The sequence below is a fragment of the Streptomyces sp. NPDC046859 genome (assembly GCF_040645135.1).
GTDB lineage: Bacteria > Actinomycetota > Actinomycetes > Streptomycetales > Streptomycetaceae > Streptomyces.
In genome coordinates, this window is the sequence record NZ_JBEYXR010000032.1 from 1 (window position 1) to 21,199 (window position 21,199).

Genomic DNA, 21,199 nt, shown 5'->3' on the forward strand with positions numbered 1-21,199 from the left:
GTCGTTGAACACGACGCGGGCGCACCCGAACGCCTTCGCCAACGCCCTCTGCTGGCCGGTATCCGGGTACAGGCGAAAGCTGTACCGAAGCTGCACGACCGTCACCCTACGCACTTGGGTTATGGATGAGAGGCAGGAGATCAGAACTGGCCGGCACTGTGTTTTCGTGCGAATGAATTCTGGTAGCGCGGGTCGCCGCCCGCGGCGTAGCGCTCGTGCAGCACCTGGTTGAGAGTCGTCAGCGGCGAGACGGGGTCCGGGTCATGGAGGGCGGAGGCACGCAGGGTGTACCGGGTCAGCGAGGTGAGGGCTGCCGCCTGGGGCCCTTGCCGCAAACGTCGCCGAGGAAGAACCCGAACCGCTTGCCGTCCAGGGGGAAGACGTCGTAGAAGTCGCCGCCCAGCCGGTCCGGGGACGCAACAAACGGTGCCGACAGGGGATGTCTGCCGTGACGTCCGCGCGCGTGACAGTGCCCGGGTGACCAACCCGCGCGGACGTCAGGGTGTGCGCTGGAACCCGAACGGAAGTGAGCGCACTGGAGAGTGGTTCATGAGGGCGTCATCAGGTGGACAGCCCAAGAAGAGGCCCGACCGGGCCCTCACTTACAAAGAGCCAATTCGGGGCCCACTTTTGAAGCGATCCGCCGAGACTGAGAGGCAGGTCACCCGCAGGTCGGAGCGAACCCCTCTACTTACCGGTGGCAGCAAGCGGTCCGGATTCTGCGAGAGCTGCCGAGACCGCGATGCGGCTCACACGACTGTCAGACCCTCGGCCTACCGTGGACAACATGACCCCGCAGGAAGTGGGAGCCCGCTTCGGCGCGATGATCCTTGGGGCAGAACTGAGCGAGGAGCCGCCTCCCGCAGACTCGCCCCTCGGCCGGATCAGGGCATGGGGTGAGGAGTACGGCACGGAGAGGCTGACTCCCGAGCACGTACAGGCAGCCATCGAGGGTCAGCCTCTCCTGCCTCCCGAGTGAGGCCTGAACACGACAGAGCCCCTGCCTCCTCACCTTCGGGGGACAAGGGCTCTCAGCTTGCCGGGGTCAGCGCGTCTGGGTGCGCCGCAGGAACTCGGCCGTCTCCAGCGCCTCGGGGTCGACACCCAGCCGCTCGCCTCGCAGTCGCGCCACCTCGACCGCATCGGCCACGGCGTGCGCCAGGAAGCGAACGGCCATCTTCAGCTCGGCTCGGGATGAGCTCATTTCTTCGGCCACGGAGAGAGCTCGGGCCATGTCCACCTCGGCCGTGGTCAACATCCCCTCTTCCATCGTGTCCGCCATCCTGGCCAGGAAGGATGACCCTTCATCGGTCGACAGGTAGGCGGTCTTGCCGTCCTCGCGCCACGGCAGGCGTCGGAGCTGAGAGGGTGCCGGCTGGCTCTCGATCTCGCTCACGCGGCACGCTCCTCGACCCGGGCCTGTCGGGCTTGCTCCTCGAACGCCAGGAAGTACGGCCGGACGAGCGCCACCTGTTCCGCGTCCAAGACGTAGCGAGGGGACGGCTGTGCGCTCCTGTGGCGGACGATGCGGGCTCCGCGGACGATGGGGGCCAGGGGTGCTGAGAGCGCGACTGTGTGGGGTGCGTGTGCCTTCCTGTGTCTGCCTCTGCCACGGGCGATCAGGGCCAGTAGAGTCCGGAGCATCGTTGTTCGACTCCTTGCAGTCGATCGGCGTAGAGCCTCGGTCGGGTCGCTTCCGGCCGGGGCTCGCTTCGTGTTGGTGCCTGCCCACAGAGTAAATGCGTCATGCTGCGGCTGTCTGCGTCATACCGCAGCCTGCCCAAGCGGGCTCCTGTCTACCGCCGCAGCATGAGTGCATGACCGAGAGCGCAGGACTCCCCATGTACCGGTGGCAGGAGATCGCCCAGGACATCGAGGAGCAGATCAGGAGCGGACGTCTGCCGTTGGGTGGTCGACTCCCTGGCGAGCGGCTGCTCTGCGAGGAGTACGGGGCTGCGCTCGGGACTGTGCGCCGTGCCGTACGAGAGCTGAGGGAGCGCGGCCTCATCGGGGTGGTGCCAGCCAAGGGGACCTACGTCCTCAAGAAGCCGCAGGACAACGAAGAGATTCCGCCTGCCAGCGAGTGACAGACGGGGGCATGGTTACTGCGGGTCGACAGCCGGCCCGACTCTACGTAGTCGCCAGCGCTCGGCCCTTCGCCCACTCGCCGAGTAGCACGGGCCGTGTCAGGGCCACCCTGCCGACGTGCTTGGTCACATCGCCTTCCCTCTGCCCGATCTCCACCAGGGGCAGCACCGGGGGAAGGTCTTCGGCGTGGACGGTGACCCTCACGCCAGCCTCGACAAGTTCTCGGTAGCGCTCCGTCGAAGTCTCCAGCCTGGCCCACATCTCGGCGTAGGTCTCACCCGTAGGGATCTCCCGCCAGGTGTCTGGCACGGTGGGCACGCTGGCCAGCTTCTCCCGTCGCTCCTCCAGCCGGGCGTACCTCTCGCGGCAGTCGCGCTTGCCTCGCTCCGTCGAGAAGATGCCCGCTTCCCGGTCGTCCACCAGGTCGGCGACCGTCGGCGCCGTCGTCACCGCGTGGCGGGGGAGGCCGGCCGACCAGCCCGACGAGTCCGTCGGCGACTGGCGCTGGTGGCCCCTGGACGCGCTGCCGCCCGGCCTGTTCGAGTGCAGCGCGCAGATCCTCACCGCCTGGCGGCCCGGGCTGCCCATCGACCACGCCCCCGCCCACTTCACCCCGTTCGCGGTCGCGCCCTGAGGGGGCCGGCGTCAGGGACGCGGTCCGGCCGTGAGGGCGGTGACCTGCGAGCGGATCACGTCCCAGGCGGGGGCCGGGAGGTCGTCCAGGGCGGTGGACCGCAGCTCGTCCAGGGTCTGCCCGGGGTCGTCCGACGCGGTGGCCTCCGCGCCGACCACCTCGTAGCCGTCGCGGACGGCCACCCGCACGCCGGCCGGGCCGTCGTCCCCCGTGTGTACCGCCGTGGCCACGACCAGCGGCGGCTGCCCGCCCGGCACGCTGTCCAGTTTCTCGAACGTGCTGGCGAGCGGGGGGCGCCAGCTGAGGCTGAGCAGCAGCGGGCGCTTGGCCACCAGCTCGGACAGGTCCGTCTCACGGACCCCGTCGCTCTCCAGCACCGTCGCCCGGGCGTCCAGGACGAGGGCCGCGGGGAGCAGACAGCGCAGTGTGCTGCCGACGACGTTGCCGCCGACGGTGGCGCTGCGGCGGACCGCCCCGGTGCCCACGCCGGCGGCGGCCAGCCGCAGCACGTCCGGGACGCGGTCGTCCATCCTCGCGAGGATCACGGCGCCCCCGACGGCGTCGCGCTCGAGGACGTTGGCTTCGGGCACGTGCCGCAGCGACATGGCCGTCTCGGGGAACCCGTCCCGTTGCCAGGTGGCCCACAGCAGCGTGGCCCCGCCGATCGGCACCGCCCCCTCCGCCAGACACTCCCGCGCTTCGGCCACAGACGTGGGCAGACGCAACAGCACCGTGACCACCCTGCCTCTCTCGAGTTCCGGATCAGGACCGCGGACGGCTGCTTCCGGCCACCCGCCCCGCCGGTAAGACAATCTCCGGGAAGGGGGGCGCGTACAGGGCTCACACGCGCACGCGGTCCTGTCAGCTCCTCGCCTCGTCGGCCAGGAAGGCGCCGAGGCTGTCGAGGAGCATCGTGCTGCCCTGTTCGGACATGTCGCGCTCCTCGGCGGTGGGGCTGGTCTGGCGGACGACGAGGTCGGTGCGGTCGCCGTCCCGGGCCTCGAACTCGACCGTCATCACGGCCGGATCGGGTCGTCCGGGCACGTCCATGCCGACGACCAGCCGCCGGTCGGCGACGACGTCGAGGTAGGAGCCGGTGAGGGGGAACGTGCTGCCGTCGGGGGTGACCATCGTGGCCTTCCACGCCCCGCCCGGCCGGACGTCCATCTCGACCGAGCCGGGCTCGGCGCCCGCCCACCGGCCGTACTGGTCGGCGATGGTCCAGGCCTGCCAGACGGCCTTGACGGGCGCGTCCAGGGTGCGGGTGAGGGTGTAGGAGAAGCCGTCGGCCGGGGTGTTCTGCTGGGTGCTCATGTCCGTCTCCTCGGTACGTCGTGACGTGTGTCGCCCTGGTAGACGTCGGCCGGTCCGGAAACTCATCGGCGCACCGGGTCCTGTCGCTCGTGCGGGGCCGGCCTCACCGTTCGTCGTACACGTCCCCCTGCGCGGTGACGACGACGGCCTCGCGCGGCGGGAAGGCGCCGGGCGGGATGCCGGGAATGGGTCCCGTGGGGGCCGCGTGCTCGTGGGGTGCGGGCACGCCCAGGGTGAGCCGGGTGACGATGCGGTAGCGGTCGCCCCGGTAGAGGGAGTGGACGTACTCGACGGCCCGGCCGTCCGTGTCGTAGGTGAGGCGCTCGAAGAGGAGCGCGGGAGACAGGTGGGGGACGCCGAGGATCTTCGCCTCCGCCTGGCTGACCACGGTCGGCTCCATGGTCTGCACGGCCTCGCTCACCCGGACCCCGTGGCGGTCGTGCAGATGCTCGTACAGGTCGCCGGCCTCCAGTTCGCGCTCGGTGAGCGCGGGCACCAGGCCGGCCGGGATGTGCAGGTGCTCGATGGCCATGGGGGCGCCGTCGACCAGGCGCAGCCGAGCCACGTAGACGACCTCGGCGGCGGGTGACAGCCGCAGCTTGCGGCCGACGCGGGCGCCGGCGGCGATCGTGGTGAACTCCAGCAGGCGGCTGGTCCAGACACCGGGGGCGCGGGGGACGGCCATGGTGCGCTGGTCGGGCACCAGCTCCTGGGTGATCTTCTCCGGTGCCACGAACATGCCGCGCCCGTGCTCACGCACCAGCAGGCCGGCGGCGACGAGTTCGTCGACGGCGGCGCGCAGGGTCGGCCGGGACACCTGGAGCGCGGCGCACAGCGTCCGCTCCGAGGGGATGGCGTCGCCCGGGCGCAGCGACTCCATGAGCCCGAGGATGTGGTCGCGGACGCGCTCCCGCTTGAGCACCGCCCCCGGATCACCCGCTTTCATACCGCCGCCCCCACCCTCGCTCGCCCCGCACACCTGACCAGTTCACCCACTGGTCAGACGCAGTCTAGCCATCAAGTCACCGCCGAAGCAGGGCCGTACGAGATCCGGAACCGTCAACAAAGGCATGTGCGAGGAGGGTTGACGCCTCAATTGGTCTATGCCACCTTCATCGACCAGTGAGAGGTCACCTCACCAGTGGCCCAACTGGTCAAGTCGCTCGGCACAGGTCCACCGAGACGGGAGACATCCGTGCCCGCACCCACGCCTCCGGCGCTGCCGCTGGTCCCCCGCCCCACCCGGGCCCACGCCCGCGGCGGCCGCTTCACCCTGGACGCCGGTACCGGCGTACGCGTCGGCGACGGCGCCGAACCCGCCGCCCGAATGCTGCGCGAACTGCTCGCCCCCGCCACGGGACTCCCGCTGCCTCCCGCCGAGGACGGGGCCGTCGTGCTGACGCTCGACCCCGCGCTCACCGGGCTCGGCGACGAGGGCTACGGGCTGACGGTGGGGCCCCGCTCGGTGCTGCTGCGCGCGGCACAGCCCACCGGACTGCTGCACGGCGTCCAGACGATCCGTCAGCTCCTGCCCAGCGAGGCCCTGTCGGGGGCACCCCGGGCCGGGGTGCGGTGGTCGCTGCCGTGCGCCGAGATCACCGACGTCCCGCGCCACCACTGGCGCGGCGCGATGCTCGACGTGGCCCGCCACTTCCAGCCGGTGGAGTACCTCCGCCGCTACGTCGACCTGCTCGCCCTGCACAAGATCAACGTCTTCCATCTGCATCTCACCGACGACCAGGGCTGGCGGATGCCGGTGCCGGCGTACCCCAAGCTCACCGAGATCGGCGGCCACCGGTCCCGCTCCCCGGTCGGCGCCGAGGGCGATGCCTACGACGACGTGCCGCACGGCGGCGCCTACACCCGGGCCGAACTCACGGGCCTCGTGGCGTACGCGGCGGCCCGTGGCGTCACCGTGGTGCCCGAGATCGAGATGCCGGGCCACGCCCGGGCCGCCCTCGCCGCCTACCCGCACCTGGGCAACCGGCCCGGCCGGACCCTGGACGTATGGACCAGGTGGGGGGTCTGCGACACCGTCCTCGGCGTGCACGACGAGGTGTTCGACTTCTGCCGCACCGTGCTGGACGAGGTCATGGACGTCTTCCCCTCCCCGAGCATCCACATCGGCGGCGACGAGGTGCCCGTCACCGAGTGGGCCACGAGCCCCGAGGCCGCCGCCCGTGTGCGCGAGGCGGGCCTGGAAGGGCCCGGGGCGCTGCACGGCTGGTTCCTCTCCCGCGTCGGCGCGTTCCTGATCCGCAACGGGCGCCGCCCGGTCGCCTGGGCCGAGACCGGCGCCGACCTGCCGGACCACTTCGCGGTGATGGCCTGGCGGGACCCCGCGCACGCCCTCGCCGCCGCGCGGCGCGGCCTCGACGTGATCAACGCCGACCACCGCCGCACCTATCTCGACCACCCCCAGCGCGGCGGGGCGCAGGAACTGCCGGCCCAGCCCGGAGCCGTCGTCACGCTCCGGGACGTCCACGCCCACGACCCGGTCCCCGAGGGGGCGTCCCCGGAGGCCGCCGCCCATGTCCTCGGCGCGCAGGCCCAGGTGTGGACGGAGTACGCGACGACCCCCGCGCGCCTGGAGTACCTCACCTACCCCCGGTTGTGCGCCCTGGCGGACCGCGCCTGGAGCGGACCCACCCCCTGGCGCGACTTCCGCTCACGTCTCGACCGGCACCTCCCGCGCCTGGACGCGCTCGGCGTGCCCCGCCACCCCTGAAGCCGCACCCCCACGGCACGGCCCTGACCTCCCGAGCACGACGAACCCCACATCCCGTCCGGAAGGAATCAGCATGACGTCCCGAACCACTCCGAGCAGACTGCGGGTCGCCCTGGCCGCGGCCGTGGCCACCGCCCTCGGCACCGCCGGTCTCACCGCCCTGTCCGGCTCCGCGAGCGCCGCCGCCGCGGGCGTGACCGTCCAGTACCGGACCAGCGCCACGGGCGCCACGGCGGACCAGGCGGAGCCCTGGCTGAAGGTCAGGAACACCGGCAGCGGTGGCCTGCCGCTGAGCTCCGTCAAGGTGCGCTACTACTTCAAGGCCGACGCGGCCGGAACCGCCTACCGCTTCGCCTGTTCCTGGGCGGTGAAGGGGTGCGCCCACATCACCGGGACGTTCGGGACACCGGCCAACGCGACGGCCACCGCCGACCGTTATCTGGAGATCGGCTTCACCGCCAGGGCGGGCACGCTCGCCCCGGGCGCCGACACCGGGGACATGCAGCTGCGCTTCCACCGGGCGGACTGGCAGACGCTGCGGCAGAGCGACGACTACTCCTTCGGCGCCTCCCAGACCTCGTACGCGGACTGGACGAAGGTCACCGCCTCGGTGTCGGGCAGCACCGTATGGGGCACCTCTCCCGGCGGCGACGACCCGACCGATCCCCCGACCGACCCGCCCACCGACCCCCCGGCGGGCGGGCAGAGCCTGTTCGACGACTTCGACTACAGCACGTCCGGCGACCCGAGGATCTCGGCGAACGGCTGGAACGTGCGCTCCAACGCGGGCGGCCCCGGCGTGCCCGGCGCGACCTGGGCGCCGGAGAACGTCACGTTCGCCGCCTCCGGCGGCAACTCCGTGATGAACCTGCGGACCTCGACCGCGGGCACACCGGAGAGCACCAGGCAGACCGAAGTCCTCACCAAGGCGATGAAGTTCCGCAACGGCACGTACGCGGCACGCGTCCGTTTCTCCGACGCACCCGTGTCCGGGCCGGACGGGGACCGCCTGGTGCAGACGTTCTTCACCATCAACGACCTGAAGGCCCCCATGGCCGACGACTACGCCGAGTACGACTTCGAGTACCTGCCCAACGGCGGCTGGGGCGAGCCCGCCAACATCCTGTACACGACGTCCTGGGAGACGTACGACCCCGACCCCTGGCAGGCCGTCAACCAGCACAGCGAGGCGCGCACCAGCTTCGCCGGCTGGCACGACCTGGTGCTGACCATCGACGACAGCTCCATCAAGTACTACGTCGACGGGCAGCTGTCCGGCACCCACGACGCCGCCTACCTGCCCGAGCGGCCCATGTCGATCAACTTCAACCAGTGGCTCATCGACCTCGCCGGCCAGACCAGCACCACGCCCCGCTCCTACGACGAGCAGGTCGACTACGTCCTCCACGTCAAGGACCAGGTCCTCACCCCGGCACAAGTCACCGCCAAGGTCAGCGCCTACCGGGCGGCGGGCACGACCTTCGAGGACAAGGTGCCCGGCTGACGGCACGAAGCCGCCCGATCGGCGCGCTCCTCCGGGGGGCTCCGGGACGGCGGGACGTCAGGCGGCGAAGCCGATGTCGGTCACGTACTCGTACTGGCCGTTCAGGCGGGCGAGCAGGTGGCGGGCGACGTTGTGGCGGCGTACGGACCGGTACGCCGCCTCGATGTTCTCCAGGTTCCTTAGTGCAGCCGGGCGAGCAGACCCGCGCTGGGTGATCGGCGCGGTGACGAATCCGGCGAAAGCGTCGAGCCGGCGGGCCACCGCCTCGGATCTGCCCTCGGCCGTGAGCTGACCCACCGCGGCGGTGCGCACCGCCGGGGCCACCCGGGTCAGTCGCGGGCGGGACGCCACCCTTCGGGGCCGCCGCCCCGCCACTCGATCAGCGCGGACTGCCGTACCCAGTCGTCGTCCACGTCGTCCAGGCCCGCGAGGCGCAGGAACTCGACGATGTCCAGCAGGCCGTAGGCCATCCCCACGAACTGGTCGTTCACACGGACGCGCCGGCCGCCGTCCTCGGCGGCCGGGTAGATGACGATGGGCTGTGCGCTGACCATGGGACCAGCGTGCGGCCTGGGCCGGGTGCGCGCATGCGGGGCGGCCGGGTTGACCGAGCCGCTGACGACGGCCAAGCCGGTCGACGACATCACCGGCACCCGCTCCTCCAGGACGCGGAAGTCGTCGTGTCGCACGACCTCGCCCTCGGTGGCGTCGCCGGGTCCGTCTCCGCCACGGTCGTCTTCGCCCGGCGCGTCGCCCGTCCGGCCGACGTCCTGACGGCCGCGTGCGGTGCCCGGCGCCGCGCGCTCCGATCGCGCCCCTGCCGCGCCGCGGGTGAGGATGGCGGCAGGAGAGAGCCGGCGCGCCGTCCGCGCGCCGGTCGTCGTACGCCGTCCGTCCGCCGTGGGCCGTCCGCCTGCCGTCAGGGGCCGGACGGCCCGGCCGGTTCGGGAGGTGGCCACGCTGGGCACGGTGCTCCCCGTCGTCTTCGCGGTCTGTGCCGCCCTGAGCAACGCCGTGGCCACGGTGCTCCAGCGCAAGGCAGCGCTCACCGTGCCCAGCTCGCAGGGCCTGCGGGCCGGGCTGATCCTCGATCTGCTGCGCCGGCCGGTCTGGCTGCTCGGCATCCTCGCCGTCATCGGGGCCGCGGTCTGCCAGGCGGTCGCGCTGGCGACCGGGCCGCTGACGATCGTGCAGCCGCTGTTCGTGCTGGAGCTTCCGCTGACGCTGATCGTGGCGTCCCTGCTGATGCGGCGGCGGCTGCCGGGCTCGGGCTGGGTGGCCGTGGCGGTGGTGGTCGCGGGCCTGGCGATCGCGCTCGCCGCCGCCGCGCCCTCCGGCGGCCGCACCCGGGTGTCCCTGGATCGGTGGATCCCCGCGCTCGCCGTGTGTGCGGGCCTGGTCGGCGCCCTCACGGTGATGGCCCTGAGACGCCCGCGGGGGCCCGCCCGGGCGGCCTGTCTGGGGGCCGCCACCGCGATCAGCTACGCGATGACGGCGGCGCTGCTCAAGGCGTCCACGCACCTCCTCGACGAGGAGGGGATCGTCGCGTTCCTGACCGCCTGGCAGACGTACGCCTTCGCCGTGACCGGGGTGTGCGCGCTCTTCCTGCTGGAGAACGCCATGCAGGCCGGCCCTCTGGTCGCCTCCCAGCCCGCCCTCACCCTGGGCGACGCGGCGGTCAGCCTCGCCCTCGGCATCACCCTGTACGAGGAGACCGTCCGCTCCGGCTGGTGGCTCGTACCGCAGTTGCTCGGCGTGGCACTGATCGCGGCGGGGATCGTCGCCCTCTCCCGGACGGCACTCAACCAGTCGCTGGTGGCGGCGGACGAACAGGAACCGGTCGCGTAGGGGCGGGCCCGCTCACGTGGAGCGTGCCTGCCACAGGTCGCGGAGCAGGGCCATCTCCGCCATGTGGTGGATGAACTCCAGGTTGGCTCCCCAGAGCACGGCCGCGTACGGCTCGTCCGGGTCGGAGCCGTACGGGTACTGGGAGAAGCCGATCGTGTCGAGCTGTTCCTGGGTCACCGTGCCGACGTCACGGCGCCAGCGGTCGACCGACTCCCAGAACCGCTCCAGCGCCGTCGCGGCGGACGGGCTGAAGTCGACCATCCGCTTGGGGTCCTGGCGCCGTTCGCCGAAGGCCCACTCCCAGTGCCCGGCGAAGCCGTAGTGCAGATGGCCCAGCCGCCAGGCGATGGTGGTGACCGGCGTCCGGTCGGGCTCCACGGGGCCGGTGTGGGCCAGGACCTCCTCGACCCGCTCGACGGTGACGCTCCAGTCCTCGGCGACCTTCTCGACGCTCATGCCGTCGGCGACCTGCCGGGCGACCTCGGCGTACTCGCTCGCCGGGATGTCGGCGGCACCCAGGTCGAGCAGCCACTCCCCCGGCCCGAACGCCCTGGGGGTCGTCGCCTCGCCCCGGCGGCGGATCGACCAGCAGCCGGGGACGGGCTCCCACAGGTACTCCTCGTCGGTGAGCCCGGTCAGCCGGACCTCCGCCATCTCCCGGGCGCGGTCGAACTGGTCGAGCAGCAGTCCGAGCCGGTCCGTCCTCATGCCGCCGATCTCCATGCCTCGCCCCTTCGCCGGTACGCCGCCCCGCAGTCATGTCCCTCTGTGGGCACGCCACTTCACGGACGGACGGAGGCTAGTGGCCCGCCCCGCCCGGGCGCGAACGATTTCCGCGTCAGGGCACGTCCACCTCGGCGAGCAGCGGATGGTGGTCGGAGTACACGGTGGGCCGCACCCCGTGCTCGACCGGGTCGACGCCGCGCAGGAACACGTAGTCGAACTTGCTCTGCCAGTCCGTGGTCGGCTCGCACGGCCCGGTGGGCGTGGGACGGCACTCGGGGTCGACGTCGGTGGCGACCTTCCACATCGCCCCGAGTTCGGGTGCCTCCGGCACCGCGTTGAAGTCGCCCATCACTATGGCGCGGTCCTGGCGGGCGACCTCGCGGGCGAGCACGGGGACCTGTTCCGCCCGGACGGACTCCTGACGCCGTTGCGCGAGGTGGGTGTTGAAGACCCGGATCGAGTGGCCGTCCACGAGGGTGGTGACCGCCAGATAGCCGCGGTCCTCCGAGCCGCCGTCGGCATACTCCCGCCGCACCACGTCCGTCATCGGCGCGGCGGAGAGGATCGCCTGCCCGAATCCGCCGGGACTCCACGGCACTCCGCCGCAGCGGCTCAGGCTGTCGAGCACCGTCCCGTACGCCACGTGGTACTTGAGGCCGTAGTAGCCCTCCAGGAAGTCCCGGATCCGTGCGACGTCCCGGTCGCACGCCTCCTGCACGGCGATGACCTGAGGCGCGTACGTGGCGATCTCCGCCGCCCGGTCGACGTCGCTCACCCCGCAGGGATTGCAGAGGTTCCACGTCATCACCCGGTTCGGGACGACGGCCTCGGCCGCGTCCACGGGCAGCGTCCTGGCGAAGACGGCCCCGCTGGGCGCGCTGGGGCCGACGAGCACCACGCAGGCCACGATCATGGCGGCCACGAACAACCGCGTGCCCCGTCCCCGCACCCTCGCCTCCTCGCAGCGAACGGACGCGTCTTCGGCGTCCTCAAGGCACGAGGTTAGAAGACGGCCCTGTCAACGCCGCGTGAGAGCGGGGTGCGAGGGCGGGGAAAAGCACTGGCGTGACGCGGGGTACCGGCGCAGACTCCTGCCATGGGTGACATGGGGGCGTTCCAGGAGGCGGTGACCGCGTGGGCGGCCGGCGGGGACGGCGAGCCGGCGCGGGAGCTGGCCGCGCGGCTGCCCGTACGGGTGGCGGTGCTGCTGGAGGGGCCCAGTGACGCGGCGGCGGTCAACGCGCTGGCCGAGCGCCGCGGGCGGGATCTGGCGGCGGAGGGCGTCTGCGTCCTGCCGATGGGCGGCGCCATGAGCGTCGGCCGCTTCGCCGAACTGCTCGGGCCGTCCGGTCTGGGGCTCCGCCTGGCCGGGCTGTGCGACGAGCGCGAAAGCCCCTTCTACGCCCGCGGTTGGCAGCGGGCGGGTGCGGCGGCGCCCGGCTTCTTCGTCTGCGCGGCGGACCTGGAGGACGAGCTGATCCGTGCGCTGGGGGTCGGGCGCGTGGAGGAACTCGTCCGCGAGGAAGGGGACCTGCGTCCCCTGACGACGTTCCTGCGGCAGCCGGCCCAGCGGGACCGCACCGCGCAGCAGCGTCTGCGGCGCTTCTTCGGGACGACGAGCGGGCGCAAGATCCACTACGGCCGGGTGCTCGTGGAGGCCCTCGACACCGACCGTGTCCCGGCCCCGCTGGAGGAGCTGCTGGCCGTCGTCTGAACCGGGCGGCGCGGTTTCGCCATCGCCTCGCAGCGGGGCGGCCGGATCCTCGACAAGCAAGGGGCGCGCCCGGCCGCCAAGATGGGCGGCGTGCCGGGAGCGGTCGGGTTCACGCTGTGGGCCGGCGAGTCGACGGATCGGTCGACGCACGACCAGTGGCCGTACCCGCCCTCCTGTGCGCCCTGCGCCGTCCGGGCCGTGACGGCGGCGGAGCAGGAGGAGTCGGCGCCGGCGTCGCCCGGCGCGAAGCAGCCGGACCAGTGGACGGGTTCCTGAGCGGGGCCGGCTGACGGGTGGCGGGACCCGTGCGGGCGTCAGCCGTCGCCCGACAGCTCCTCCACCCGCCGGGTCGCCTTCTGCGCCTCGCGCTCGGCGTCGCGGACGCGGCGCTCGGCCGCCCTTGTCTCCTCGCGGGCCGTACGGTCGTCCGAGCGGGCCCGGGCGAGATCCGCCTCGGCACCCTTCAGCTCCTTCGACAGGGTCTCCACCCGGTCCCGCAGCTCGGCGACCTTCTCCTTGGCCTCCTCCGCCCGCTGGGCGGCCTCCTCGGCCTGCGCGGCCCGCACCGTCCGTTCCCGGTCGGTCTCCTCGGCCGCCTTCCGGGCCTCGGCGAGCTCCCGGCGGCGCCGCCGCTCCGCCGCGGACTTCCCGGCCTCGGCCGGGGCGGGCCGCTTCGCCCGGTCCGGCTCCACCGGGCGGCGGGGCGGCGCTTCGCCGCTCGTGGCGGGGAACCCCGCCGTGGGGGTCAAGGACTTGGTGAGGCGACCCGAGGCCCACTGCCGGGCGGCCTCGGCGTCGGCGAGGACCGCCTGAAGGGTGTCCTGCACCTCGCGCTGGGCGTCCTGGCCGAGCGGGTGCCCGGCGTCGGCGGCGAGCTGGGCGGCCTGCCGTGCCAGCGCGCCGATCAGCAGGCGCTGCTGGTGGACGAGGTCGCGCAACTGCGCCGCGTCCAGGTCGCGGTGGGCCTGCCGCAGGGCCTCGCCGAGCCCGACGAGGGGTTCGACCTGGTCACGTCGGGCGCGGACCAGGGTGTTGCTGGCCCAGGCGGACAGGCTGGGGCGGCGCAGCCGGCCGATCTCGTCGGCGAGCGCCCGGTTCCCGGCCGAGCGCGCCGCCGCGACACGCTCGTTGCGGGCGGCGGTGAACTGCTCGGGCCGCAGTCCGTACAGCTCGTCGGCCACGGCGTCCAGGTCCACGGGCTCCCTCTCGGCGAACCGACTGCTCACGCGGAGATTTTCCCACGTCACCCGCTGTCCGACAGCGCGGACTCCGGCACCGTGCGCCTTCGCGGGGAGTTTGCCGGACCGGCAAACGCGCTGGCCGCGCCGCCGGGGTGCTCCGCAGGATCGACAGGAGCGCAGGGGCGGAACCCGGCGGCCCCCACGGGGGCCGTACGGGCGAAGAAGCGACGTCCGCAGGAGGGCACATGGCACGGCAGGGCGGCTCGGAACGGCTCATCCATCGCACGGTCCTCGGCCCGGCCGGCCGTATCCACCTGGTGGAGCAGGGCACCGGCCCGCTCGTGCTGCTCGTGCACGGCTTCCCGGAGTCCTGGTACTCCTGGCGCCACCAGCTGCCCGCCCTCGCCGCGGCGGGGTACCGGGCCGTCGCGCTCGACGTCCGCGGCTACGGCAGGTCCGCCAAGCCGGCCGCGACGGAGGCGTACCGGATGCTGGACCTGGTCGACGACAACGTCGCGGTGGTGCACGCGCTCGGGGAGGAGTCCGCCGTGGTCGTCGGGCACGACTGGGGCGCGGCCGTCGCCTCCAGCTCCGGGCTGCTGCGGCCGGACGTCTTCCGGGCGGTGGGGCTGCTCTCCGTGCCGTACACGCCGCGCGGCGGTCCGCGTCCCCGTGACGTCTTCTCCCGGGTCGGCGGGGACGAGGAGTTCTACGTCTCGTACTTCCAGGAGCCGGGCCGCGCCGAGGCCGAGATCGAGCCCGACGTACGGGGCTGGCTCGCCGGCTTCTACGCGGCGCTGTCGGCCGACACCATGGCCGGGCCCGGCGCCCCCGATCCGCACTTCGTCGGCGCGGGCGGCACGCTGCGGGACCGGTTCCCCGAGGGCCGGCTGCCCGGCTGGCTCGGCGAGGCGGACCTCGACGTGTACGCCGGGGAGTTCGAGCGGACGGGCTTCACCGGCGCGCTCAACCGGTACCGGAACATGGACCGCGACTGGGAGGACCTGGCCGCGTACGACGGGGCGCCCCTGACTCAGCCGTCGCTGTTCGTGGGCGGGTCCCTGGACGCCTCCACGACATGGCTGGCCGACGCCATCGAGGCGTTCCCGGTCACGCTGCCGGGGCTCGTCTCCTCCCATGTGCTCGACGGCTGCGGCCACTGGGTGCAGCAGGAACGCCCCGAGGAGACGAACCGGCTCCTCGTCGACTGGCTCGCCGTGTGCCGGGAGCCGGGTGCCTGACCCGCGCCCGGGGCCGGGCGGTCACTGGGGCTGTGTCGCGATCTGGATGAGGTTCCCGCAGGTGTCGTCGAGGACGGCGGTGGTGACGGGCCCCATCTCCAGGGGTTCCTGGGTGAAGCGGACGCCGAGGGCACGCAGCCGCTCGTACTCGGCGCGGACGTCGTCCACGGCGAACTGGGCGAGCGGGATGCCGTCCTCCACGAGGGCGTCGCGGTAGGTGCGGGCGGCCGGGTGGCCGAGGGGCTCCAGCAGGAGTTCGGTGCCGTCGGGCTCCTCGGGCGAGACGACGGTCAGCCAGCGGTCCGTCTCGCCCATCGGGACGTCGTGCTTCGTCCGGAAGCCGAGGATCTCGGTGTAGAAGTGCTGGGCCGCGGCCTGGTCGTCGACGAAGACACTGGTCAGACGGATCTTCATGAGGTGTTCTCCTCGGGTGCGGAGGTATCGGGCAGGGGCCAGCGCTCGGTGATCTGCCGCAGCGGGGCCGTGTCGAGGTCGTGGAACTTGTAACGTCCCTCCCGCCTGGTCGCGACGAGACCCGCGGCCTCCAGCACGGCGAGGTGCTGGGAGACGCCCTGCCGGGAGATGCCGAGTCCGTGTTTCATGGCGAGGCGGCCGCAGATCTCGAACAGTGTCTGTCCGGACCGTTCCGTCAGCTCGTCGAGGATGATCCGGCGGGTCGGGTCGGCCAGGGCTTTGAAGAGGTCGTCGGCCACCCCGCCACCATAGGCAAGCACCTACTTGCCTATCAAGCCGAACCGCGGTGTTCCGTCACCGATCCGGGTCCGGGTCAGTCCTCTGCCGGGTAGACGCTGGCCACCTTGCCGTGGGGGTCGGCCACGAGGTAGCCGGTGCCGTAGTCGTCCGCGAGGTACACGGCCATACCGGCCGGGGTGCCGAAGGTCGTGCTGGGCGACTTGAGGATCACGTAGCGCCGAGTCGGCTTGTCGACGTTCAGCTTCTTCTCCGCCTGGTCGAACAGGGCGGGGACCTTCGTCCAGTCGAAGCCGTCGAGGCGGACGGGCCGGTCGCCGCCGATGATCGTGCCGCTGCTGATGCCCTTCTCGACCCCGCGCCCCGGCCGGTAGGTGTAGGAGTCGTACTTCTTGTCGCTGCCCTCGACCATCAGCTCGGCGGAGGCGTGATCCGGATAGACGGTGAAGTCGGCGTACCGGTCCCGGCCGGTCGCCTCCTCGAACGCCTTGATGGCCGCACGGATGCCGTCCGAGGTCAGCAGGCCGCCCGCCGGGACCGTGTCCGCCACCCTCGACCGGTCTGCGGCCGGGGTCCGCGCGCTGGACGTGGTGGTCCGGTCGGCAGGGGCGGACGTGGTGGTCCGGTCACCGGCGTCCGCCTTGTGGGCGCCGGCGCCGAGCGGCAGCAGCCACCACAGCAGCGCCAGCGCTCCGGCGAGCGAGGCGCCCGTGACACCGAGCAGGACGGCTCGGCCGCGCGGGCTCCCGGTGGCCGGACGCCGGGGCACGGTCATCGCCTGACCCGGCGGCTGCAGGACGGGCGGCGGCCCGAAGGCGCCGCGGGCGGCGGCGGTGACCGGCGGCGCCGGCGGGTACGACAGGGCCTGACCGAGGGGCGCGGGACCGGTGCGGCCCGACTCGACGGCGGCCAGCGCCCGGTCCAGCGCGTCGGCCGTGGGGCGTGCCGACGGGTCCCGTACGAGCACGCCCATCAGGACGTCACGGAGGGCGCCGGCCCGGACCGGCGGCGGCACGTTCTCGTGGAGGACGGCGGCGAGGGTGGCCAGCGTGGTGCCCCGGCGCAGCGGGTGGCGGCCCTCGACGGCGGTGTACAGCATCATCGCCGGCGACCAGAGGTCGGAGGCGGCTCCCGCCTCGTGGCCCGAGACGCGCTCGGGCGCCATGAAGTCGGCGGTGCCGACGAGGGATCCGGTGGCGGTCAGCGTGGTCGTGCCGCGGATCGCGGCGATGCCGAAGCCGGTGAGGACGGGGCGCCCGTCGGGCCGTATCAGGACGTTGGCGGGCTTGACGTCCCGGTGCTCGATGCCGGCGTCGTGCGCGGCGCGCAGCGCGGCCAGCACCCCCCGGCCGATCCGGGCGGCCTCCGGCGGCGTCATCGGGCCCTGTTCCAGCCGGTCGGCGAGTGAGCCGCCGGTGACCAGCTCCATGACGAGCCACGGGTACGTGCCCTCGCCGCCGTCGACGACGTGGTGGACGGTGACGACGTTCGGGTGGTCGAGCCGGGCCAGGGCCCTGGCCTCGCGCAGCACGCGCTCGCGAAGCCTTCGCGCGCCCTCGGGGTCGTACTCGGCGAGGTCCCGGTCGGGCGGACGCACCTCCTTGACGGCCACCAGCCGGTGCAGCACCAGGTCCCTGGCGCGCCACACCGTGCCCATTCCGCCCCCGCCGAGGCGGGCCTCCAGCTCGAAGCGCCCGTCGACCACGCGTCGCGCGGGGTCCGTGCCGTCCTCACTCATGGGCGGGAGCTCAATTGCCCGGCGGGACAGGGCTGTCAGGCGCCCGGTCTCTCATGCGGGGCGAGGCCGGTGCGCGCTTCGAGGGCGTGCAGGACGGCCACCATGTCCTCGGCGCCGTGCCCTTGGGCGACGGTCTCGCCGAACAGGGCGTAGCAGGCGTCGAGAAGGGGCGTGGCCACCTCGGCCTTGCGGGCGGCTTCGGCGATGAGGCGGTTGTTCTTCAGGACGTCGGTGGCGGCCGCCTGGACGCCGAAGTCGCGGGCGACCAGTTGGGCGCCCTTGCCGCGGGAGACGGCGCTGGCCATCGGGCCGGCGTCCAGGACGTCTCGCAGCAGGCCCTGGTCGAGTCCGTGCCGGCCGGCGAAGTGGAACGCCTCGGTCAGACCGGTGACCAGGGTGATCAGGAACAGGTTGACCGAGAACTTCATCAGCAGGGCGCCGGGGACGTCGCCGCATTCGAAGGTCTCGCCGCACATCGGAGCCAGCAGGGGCCGTACGGTCGCCACGGCGTCGCTCTCACCGGCCAGCATCGCCACCAGCCGACCCTGTTCCGCGGGGATCCGGGAGCCGGAGACGGGGGCCTCGACATAGCGTCCGCCCGCGGCCCGGACGGCGTCCCGCAGCCCGGCCGAGTACTCGGCCGAGGTCGTGCCCATGTGGACGACGGTGTGTTCCCCGACGCGGGCCGCGAAGTCGGGGGTGCCGCGCCCGAGGACGGCGTCCACGGCGGTGTCGTCCGCCAGCATGAGGATCACCGTCCCGGACCGCGCGAAGACCTCGGCGGGGCCCTCGGCGACGTGCGCGCCCGCTTCCCGCAGGGGGGCGCAGCGGTCGGGGGTGCGGTTCCAGACGACGAGGGGCGTCCCCGCACGGGCCAGGTTGAGCGCCATGGGCCGCCCCATGACCCCCAGCCCGATGAATCCGACGTTCATACCGCACCGCCGTTCCGCCGCGTCCGGGACCAGCCCGCACCCCGCCACTATGACAGTCGTCATAGTACGGGGCCCGTATGACGCCGGTCATAGGATGGGTGCCGTGAACCGGATCGGGACGGACGGAGGTCGACGATGACGGTGCCGCCCGTACGAGGGCCACGCGAGCGGATGGTCTTCAGCGCCGCCCAGCTCATACGGCGCGGCGGGGTCGCCGCCGCCGGCATGCGGGAGGTCGCCACCCACGCCGAGGCGCCGCGCGGCTCGCTCCAGCACTACTTCCCGGGCGGCAAGGAGCAACTGGTCAACGAGGCGGTGGGCTGGGCCGGGCGTTACGCCGCACGCCGGGTCTCGCGCTTCCTGGCCGCGCTTCCCGAGCCGACGCCCGGCCGGCTGTTCGCGGCGATGGTGCACCAGTGGACGCATGAGTACGAAGCCGCCGGCTTCGAGGGCGGCTGCCCGGTCGCCGCCGCCACCGTGGACTGCGCCCAGAGCACCGAGTCCACCCGGGAGGCGGTCACCGCCGCGTTCGAAGGGTGGACGGGGGCGGTCGCGGACGCGCTGACGGACATGGGGGTCCCACGCCGGCGCGCCGGCTCGCTCGCCACGCTCATGATCAGCTCGCTGGAGGGGGCCATCCTCATGGCCCGGGCCCGGCACGACGTCCGGCCGCTGACCACGGTGAGCGCGGAACTCGGGCCGCTGCTCGACGCGGCGGTGCAGCGGGACGGCTGACGGGGGTGACCCTGGGGCCTTTCGTTGGGATCGGCCCGGCTGTGGCCGACGGGAGATGGTGACGTGCCCGAGCGGGGTCTGGTGCGTGCAGCCGCAAGGCGGAGGAGGGAGTCGACGCGGAGCGTCGGCGAGTGACGACAACGCCGCAGATGCGCGTGCCAGACCCCGCAACGCTCGTGATCAATACACCTAGGCCCCGGAGCCGCCGGCCTGCGCGTGAGCGGCTTTGCGGATCTCTTCCTCGACGCCGCTCCGTGACACGCCCTGGGCCCGGGCGTACTCGGCCACCGCCGTCTGCAGGTCCCTGGCGAGGTCCCGCCAGGCCCGCAGGGCGGTGTTGTACGTTTCCGTCTGGCGGGCGCTCCAGCCGCCGACCTGCGTCGGTGGACCGTACATGCCGCGCAGCGCCTCCACGCGGCTGTGAGCCTGCTCCGCCGCACGCTGCTTCGCCACGAGCTCTTCGAAAATCGTCGTCACACAAATGGAGCATAGGCGGGTGAATGCCATGATGCGCGGCGAGCCGCGCGACGGCTCAGACCTGAGGCGCCGGCAGTGCGACCCACCCCGCCTCCGGAAGAGCGAGCAGCTCCTCCATCCGCTCCCGCTCGGGCAGGGGACCGGTGTGAGGGTGAGCGGCACGGGCTCACGGGAAGGCTGCGCAACCGGGACACGACCGTGGCGGCCATGGTGCGCGTGTCCCCGCGGACGGGAAGGGGCACCGATTGCTGCTCGCGCCGTACGGCGACCCCTACCTGCGGCTGCCGCCCTGCGAGTCCCGGTCGGTCACGCACGCCCGGCCCGCGTCCGCCCAGGGCCCCCGGTCGGCCGGTGATCGGGGTGGAGGGGTGCAACGTCCCGGCGGCGACCGCGAGCGGACGACGGGCGCGGACGGCGGCGGCCATTCAGAGACGGCGTCGCTGAATGCGATGAAAAGGATGCGTTGGACGCGAGAATCGGGCAGGAGCACAGTGAACAGGTCCCCCACCAGGACCGGACGACCCCGACTGCACCTTGCGGAGACCACTCGATGAACCATGTCGCCGACCCCGGGCGCTATGACGGAACCATGCGGTACCGGCGCTCCGGGCGCTCAGGACTCGACCTGCCCGTGCTGTCGCTGGGCTACTGGCACAACTTCGGTGACGACAAGCCCTTCGAGACCCAGCGCGAGATCGCGCTGCGCGCCTTCGACCTGGGCATCACCCACCACGACCTCGCCAACAACTACGGCCCGCCGTACGGCTCCGCCGAGATCAACTTCGGCCGGCTGATGCGGCAGGACCTGGCGCCGTACCGGGACGAGCTGGTGATCTCCACCAAGGCCGGCTGGGACATGTGGCCCGGCCCCTACGGCCAGGGCGGCGGCTCCCGGAAGTACATGCTGGCCTCGCTCGACCAGTCCCTGAAGCGGATGGGGCTGGACTACGTCGACATCTTCTACTCCCATCGGCTCGACCCCGGCACCCCGCTGGAGGAGACGATGGGCGCGCTCGACACCGCCGTCCGCCAGGGCAAGGCCCTGTACGTCGGCATCTCCTCCTACGACGCCGAGCGCTCCCGGCAGGCGGCCGCCATCCTGCGGGACCTGGGTACGCCGCTGCTCATCCACCAGCCGTCGTACAGCATGCTCAACCGCTGGATCGAGCGCGAGGGGCTGCTGGACGTCGCCGAGCAGGAGGGCTTCGGCGTCATCGGATTCACGGCGCTGGCCCAGGGGCTGCTGACGGGGCGGTATCTGGAGGGCGTGCCCGCCGGGTCGCGGGCCACCCAGGGCAAGTCGTTCGACCAGGGCTGGCTGTCGGACGAGATGCGGGGCCGGCTGCGCGCGCTCAACGACATCGCGGCCAGGCGCGGGCAGACCCTCGCCCAGATGGCGCTCGCCTGGGCGCTGCGGGACCCGAGGGTGACCTCTCTGGTGATCGGCGCCTCGCGCACCGAGCAGCTGGAGCAGAACGTGGCCGCGCTGGAGAACCTCGACTTCACGGACGAGGAGCTGGCCGAGATCGACAAGTACGCCACCGACGGCGGCGTCGACCTGTGGCGGGAGGCCAGGACCGGCCAACTCGGCTGACACCTCCGGACAGACGGCACCGCGCGCACCCGGA

24 protein-coding genes and 4 pseudogenes are annotated in these 21,199 nt (G+C 72.8%); 11 read left to right on the plus strand and 17 right to left on the minus strand.

Features of this window, described 5'->3' with window-relative positions; genetic code table 11:
• A partial coding sequence (locus ABZ899_RS31690) for a helix-turn-helix domain-containing protein (protein ID WP_361353079.1) occupies nucleotides 1-96 on the minus strand: 96 nt, incomplete at its 3' end.
• Nucleotides 97-182: 86 nt separating this feature from the next.
• Nucleotides 183-418, minus strand: a pseudogene (locus ABZ899_RS31695) (SpoIIE family protein phosphatase); the annotation flags it as partial.
• 369 nt (nucleotides 419-787) lie between these two features.
• On the opposite strand from ABZ899_RS31695, the gene ABZ899_RS31700 reads away from it, so the two are divergent.
• On the plus strand, nucleotides 788-979 hold the full coding sequence (locus ABZ899_RS31700; protein WP_361352871.1) for a hypothetical protein: 192 nt from the start codon (nucleotides 788-790) through the stop codon (nucleotides 977-979).
• 66 nt (nucleotides 980-1,045) lie between these two features.
• Here ABZ899_RS31700 and ABZ899_RS31705 read toward each other — a convergent pair whose 3' ends face one another.
• Complete coding sequence (locus ABZ899_RS31705) at nucleotides 1,046-1,396, minus strand: hypothetical protein (protein WP_361352874.1); 351 nt, start codon at nucleotides 1,394-1,396, stop codon at nucleotides 1,046-1,048.
• Between the two features lie 421 nt (nucleotides 1,397-1,817).
• On the opposite strand from ABZ899_RS31705, the gene ABZ899_RS31710 reads away from it, so the two are divergent.
• Entirely contained in the window at nucleotides 1,818-2,087 is a 270-nt protein-coding gene (locus tag ABZ899_RS31710; RefSeq protein ID WP_361352877.1) for a GntR family transcriptional regulator, read from the plus strand.
• Nucleotides 2,088-2,130: 43 nt separating this feature from the next.
• Here ABZ899_RS31710 and ABZ899_RS31715 read toward each other — a convergent pair whose 3' ends face one another.
• Nucleotides 2,131-2,508, minus strand: coding sequence for a hypothetical protein (locus ABZ899_RS31715; RefSeq protein WP_361352880.1), 378 nt, complete (start codon nucleotides 2,506-2,508; stop codon nucleotides 2,131-2,133).
• Nucleotides 2,509-2,518: 10 nt separating this feature from the next.
• On the opposite strand from ABZ899_RS31715, the pseudogene ABZ899_RS31720 reads away from it, so the two are divergent.
• A pseudogene (locus ABZ899_RS31720) lies at nucleotides 2,519-2,722 on the plus strand (methyltransferase); the annotation flags it as partial.
• An 11-nt stretch (nucleotides 2,723-2,733) separates the two neighbouring features.
• On the opposite strand, the gene ABZ899_RS31725 reads toward ABZ899_RS31720, so the two are convergent.
• The 3 genes from ABZ899_RS31725 to ABZ899_RS31735 form a co-directional block, all read right to left on the minus strand.
• The gene (locus ABZ899_RS31725) at nucleotides 2,734-3,453 is read right to left on the minus strand and encodes an FAD binding domain-containing protein (RefSeq protein ID WP_361352882.1); all 720 of its coding nucleotides are present in this window, start codon (nucleotides 3,451-3,453) and stop codon (nucleotides 2,734-2,736) included.
• A 130-nt stretch (nucleotides 3,454-3,583) separates the two neighbouring features.
• Entirely contained in the window at nucleotides 3,584-4,036 is a 453-nt protein-coding gene (locus ABZ899_RS31730; protein ID WP_361352885.1) for an SRPBCC domain-containing protein, read from the minus strand.
• 103 nt (nucleotides 4,037-4,139) lie between these two features.
• Nucleotides 4,140-4,982: a GntR family transcriptional regulator gene (locus ABZ899_RS31735; RefSeq protein ID WP_361352888.1), complete on the minus strand. Its 843-nt coding sequence runs from the start codon at nucleotides 4,980-4,982 to the stop codon at nucleotides 4,140-4,142.
• Nucleotides 4,983-5,231: 249 nt separating this feature from the next.
• Between ABZ899_RS31735 and ABZ899_RS31740 the strand changes: the two genes are divergently transcribed.
• Both ABZ899_RS31740 and ABZ899_RS31745 read left to right on the plus strand, forming a co-directional pair.
• Nucleotides 5,232-6,764, plus strand: coding sequence for a beta-N-acetylhexosaminidase (locus tag ABZ899_RS31740; protein WP_361352890.1), 1,533 nt, complete (start codon nucleotides 5,232-5,234; stop codon nucleotides 6,762-6,764).
• A 73-nt stretch (nucleotides 6,765-6,837) separates the two neighbouring features.
• On the plus strand, nucleotides 6,838-8,268 hold the full coding sequence (locus tag ABZ899_RS31745) for a cellulose binding domain-containing protein (protein ID WP_361352891.1): 1,431 nt from the start codon (nucleotides 6,838-6,840) through the stop codon (nucleotides 8,266-8,268).
• Nucleotides 8,269-8,367: 99 nt separating this feature from the next.
• Here ABZ899_RS31745 and ABZ899_RS31750 read toward each other — a convergent pair.
• Both ABZ899_RS31750 and ABZ899_RS31755 read right to left on the minus strand, forming a co-directional pair.
• Nucleotides 8,368-8,592: pseudogene (locus ABZ899_RS31750) on the minus strand (transcriptional regulator); the annotation flags it as partial.
• A gap of 5 nt (nucleotides 8,593-8,597) precedes the next feature.
• Nucleotides 8,598-8,822 carry a hypothetical protein gene (locus tag ABZ899_RS31755; protein ID WP_361353082.1) on the minus strand — a complete coding sequence of 75 codons (225 nt, stop codon included), beginning with the start codon at nucleotides 8,820-8,822 and terminating at the stop codon, nucleotides 8,598-8,600.
• Nucleotides 8,823-9,228: 406 nt separating this feature from the next.
• Between ABZ899_RS31755 and ABZ899_RS31760 the strand changes: the two genes are divergently transcribed.
• Nucleotides 9,229-10,116: a DMT family transporter gene (locus tag ABZ899_RS31760; RefSeq protein WP_361353085.1), complete on the plus strand. Its 888-nt coding sequence runs from the start codon at nucleotides 9,229-9,231 to the stop codon at nucleotides 10,114-10,116.
• Nucleotides 10,117-10,128: 12 nt separating this feature from the next.
• Here the strand turns inward: ABZ899_RS31760 and ABZ899_RS31765 are convergent, their stop codons facing one another.
• Both ABZ899_RS31765 and ABZ899_RS31770 read right to left on the minus strand, forming a co-directional pair.
• The gene (locus ABZ899_RS31765) at nucleotides 10,129-10,839 is read right to left on the minus strand and encodes a DinB family protein (protein WP_361352894.1); all 711 of its coding nucleotides are present in this window, start codon (nucleotides 10,837-10,839) and stop codon (nucleotides 10,129-10,131) included.
• 115 nt (nucleotides 10,840-10,954) lie between these two features.
• Nucleotides 10,955-11,755, minus strand: coding sequence for an endonuclease/exonuclease/phosphatase family protein (locus ABZ899_RS31770; RefSeq protein ID WP_361353088.1), 801 nt, complete (start codon nucleotides 11,753-11,755; stop codon nucleotides 10,955-10,957).
• A 183-nt stretch (nucleotides 11,756-11,938) separates the two neighbouring features.
• Here ABZ899_RS31770 and ABZ899_RS31775 point away from each other — a divergent pair, with 183 nt between their 5' ends.
• Both ABZ899_RS31775 and ABZ899_RS31780 read left to right on the plus strand, forming a co-directional pair.
• A complete protein-coding gene (locus ABZ899_RS31775) occupies nucleotides 11,939-12,556 on the plus strand; it encodes a TOPRIM nucleotidyl transferase/hydrolase domain-containing protein (RefSeq protein ID WP_361352896.1) in 618 nt (205 codons plus the stop codon).
• 12 nt (nucleotides 12,557-12,568) lie between these two features.
• Nucleotides 12,569-12,721: pseudogene (locus ABZ899_RS31780) on the plus strand (MFS transporter); the annotation flags it as partial.
• Nucleotides 12,722-12,870: 149 nt separating this feature from the next.
• Here the strand turns inward: ABZ899_RS31780 and ABZ899_RS31785 are convergent.
• On the minus strand, nucleotides 12,871-13,782 hold the full coding sequence (locus ABZ899_RS31785) for a hypothetical protein (protein ID WP_361352899.1): 912 nt from the start codon (nucleotides 13,780-13,782) through the stop codon (nucleotides 12,871-12,873).
• A 200-nt stretch (nucleotides 13,783-13,982) separates the two neighbouring features.
• Between ABZ899_RS31785 and ABZ899_RS31790 the strand changes: the two genes are divergently transcribed.
• The gene (locus tag ABZ899_RS31790; protein WP_361352902.1) at nucleotides 13,983-14,978 is read left to right on the plus strand and encodes an alpha/beta hydrolase; all 996 of its coding nucleotides are present in this window, start codon (nucleotides 13,983-13,985) and stop codon (nucleotides 14,976-14,978) included.
• Between the two features lie 21 nt (nucleotides 14,979-14,999).
• Here ABZ899_RS31790 and ABZ899_RS31795 read toward each other — a convergent pair whose 3' ends face one another.
• From ABZ899_RS31795 to ABZ899_RS31810, 4 genes are all read right to left on the minus strand, one after another.
• Nucleotides 15,000-15,392, minus strand: coding sequence for a VOC family protein (locus ABZ899_RS31795; protein ID WP_361352905.1), 393 nt, complete (start codon nucleotides 15,390-15,392; stop codon nucleotides 15,000-15,002).
• Nucleotides 15,389-15,691, minus strand: a complete 303-nt coding sequence (locus ABZ899_RS31800; RefSeq protein ID WP_361352908.1) for a metalloregulator ArsR/SmtB family transcription factor — start codon at nucleotides 15,689-15,691, stop codon at nucleotides 15,389-15,391. Before ABZ899_RS31800 ends, ABZ899_RS31795 begins: the two co-directional genes overlap by 4 nt.
• A gap of 74 nt (nucleotides 15,692-15,765) precedes the next feature.
• Nucleotides 15,766-17,427: a serine/threonine-protein kinase gene (locus ABZ899_RS31805; protein ID WP_361352911.1), complete on the minus strand. Its 1,662-nt coding sequence runs from the start codon at nucleotides 17,425-17,427 to the stop codon at nucleotides 15,766-15,768.
• Nucleotides 17,428-17,462: 35 nt separating this feature from the next.
• Complete coding sequence (locus tag ABZ899_RS31810) at nucleotides 17,463-18,359, minus strand: NAD(P)-dependent oxidoreductase (protein WP_361353091.1); 897 nt, start codon at nucleotides 18,357-18,359, stop codon at nucleotides 17,463-17,465.
• Between the two features lie 135 nt (nucleotides 18,360-18,494).
• Between ABZ899_RS31810 and ABZ899_RS31815 the strand changes: the two genes are divergently transcribed.
• Nucleotides 18,495-19,094, plus strand: a complete 600-nt coding sequence (locus ABZ899_RS31815; RefSeq protein ID WP_361352914.1) for a TetR/AcrR family transcriptional regulator — start codon at nucleotides 18,495-18,497, stop codon at nucleotides 19,092-19,094.
• Between the two features lie 189 nt (nucleotides 19,095-19,283).
• Here ABZ899_RS31815 and ABZ899_RS31820 read toward each other — a convergent pair whose 3' ends face one another.
• A complete protein-coding gene (locus tag ABZ899_RS31820) occupies nucleotides 19,284-19,571 on the minus strand; it encodes a hypothetical protein (protein ID WP_361352917.1) in 288 nt (95 codons plus the stop codon).
• A gap of 550 nt (nucleotides 19,572-20,121) precedes the next feature.
• Between ABZ899_RS31820 and mgrA the strand changes: the two genes are divergently transcribed.
• Nucleotides 20,122-21,165: an L-glyceraldehyde 3-phosphate reductase gene (mgrA, locus tag ABZ899_RS31825; RefSeq protein ID WP_361352919.1), complete on the plus strand. Its 1,044-nt coding sequence runs from the start codon at nucleotides 20,122-20,124 to the stop codon at nucleotides 21,163-21,165.
• Nucleotides 21,166-21,199: the final 34 nt, after the last annotated feature.

What these genes read in the sequence shown, in the direction of transcription:
- ABZ899_RS31700 (WP_361352871.1), top strand. Translation starts at nt 788, where the DNA reads ATGACCCCGCAGGAAGTGGGAGCCCGCTTCGGCGCGATGATCCTTGGG.
- ABZ899_RS31710 (WP_361352877.1), top strand. Translation starts at nt 1,818, where the DNA reads ATGACCGAGAGCGCAGGACTCCCCATGTACCGGTGGCAGGAGATCGCC.
- ABZ899_RS31730 (WP_361352885.1), bottom strand. Translation starts at nt 4,036, where the DNA reads ATGAGCACCCAGCAGAACACCCCGGCCGACGGCTTCTCCTACACCCTC.
- ABZ899_RS31735 (WP_361352888.1), bottom strand. Translation starts at nt 4,982, where the DNA reads ATGAAAGCGGGTGATCCGGGGGCGGTGCTCAAGCGGGAGCGCGTCCGC.
- ABZ899_RS31745 (WP_361352891.1), top strand. Translation starts at nt 6,838, where the DNA reads ATGACGTCCCGAACCACTCCGAGCAGACTGCGGGTCGCCCTGGCCGCG.
- ABZ899_RS31755 (WP_361353082.1), bottom strand. Translation starts at nt 8,822, where the DNA reads ATGGTCAGCGCACAGCCCATCGTCATCTACCCGGCCGCCGAGGACGGC.
- ABZ899_RS31765 (WP_361352894.1), bottom strand. Translation starts at nt 10,839, where the DNA reads ATGGAGATCGGCGGCATGAGGACGGACCGGCTCGGACTGCTGCTCGAC.
- ABZ899_RS31770 (WP_361353088.1), bottom strand. Translation starts at nt 11,755, where the DNA reads ATGATCGTGGCCTGCGTGGTGCTCGTCGGCCCCAGCGCGCCCAGCGGG.
- ABZ899_RS31775 (WP_361352896.1), top strand. Translation starts at nt 11,939, where the DNA reads ATGGGTGACATGGGGGCGTTCCAGGAGGCGGTGACCGCGTGGGCGGCC.
- ABZ899_RS31790 (WP_361352902.1), top strand. Translation starts at nt 13,983, where the DNA reads ATGGCACGGCAGGGCGGCTCGGAACGGCTCATCCATCGCACGGTCCTC.
- ABZ899_RS31795 (WP_361352905.1), bottom strand. Translation starts at nt 15,392, where the DNA reads ATGAAGATCCGTCTGACCAGTGTCTTCGTCGACGACCAGGCCGCGGCC.
- ABZ899_RS31805 (WP_361352911.1), bottom strand. Translation starts at nt 17,427, where the DNA reads ATGAGTGAGGACGGCACGGACCCCGCGCGACGCGTGGTCGACGGGCGC.
- ABZ899_RS31810 (WP_361353091.1), bottom strand. Translation starts at nt 18,359, where the DNA reads ATGAACGTCGGATTCATCGGGCTGGGGGTCATGGGGCGGCCCATGGCG.
- ABZ899_RS31815 (WP_361352914.1), top strand. Translation starts at nt 18,495, where the DNA reads ATGACGGTGCCGCCCGTACGAGGGCCACGCGAGCGGATGGTCTTCAGC.
- mgrA (WP_361352919.1), top strand. Translation starts at nt 20,122, where the DNA reads ATGAACCATGTCGCCGACCCCGGGCGCTATGACGGAACCATGCGGTAC.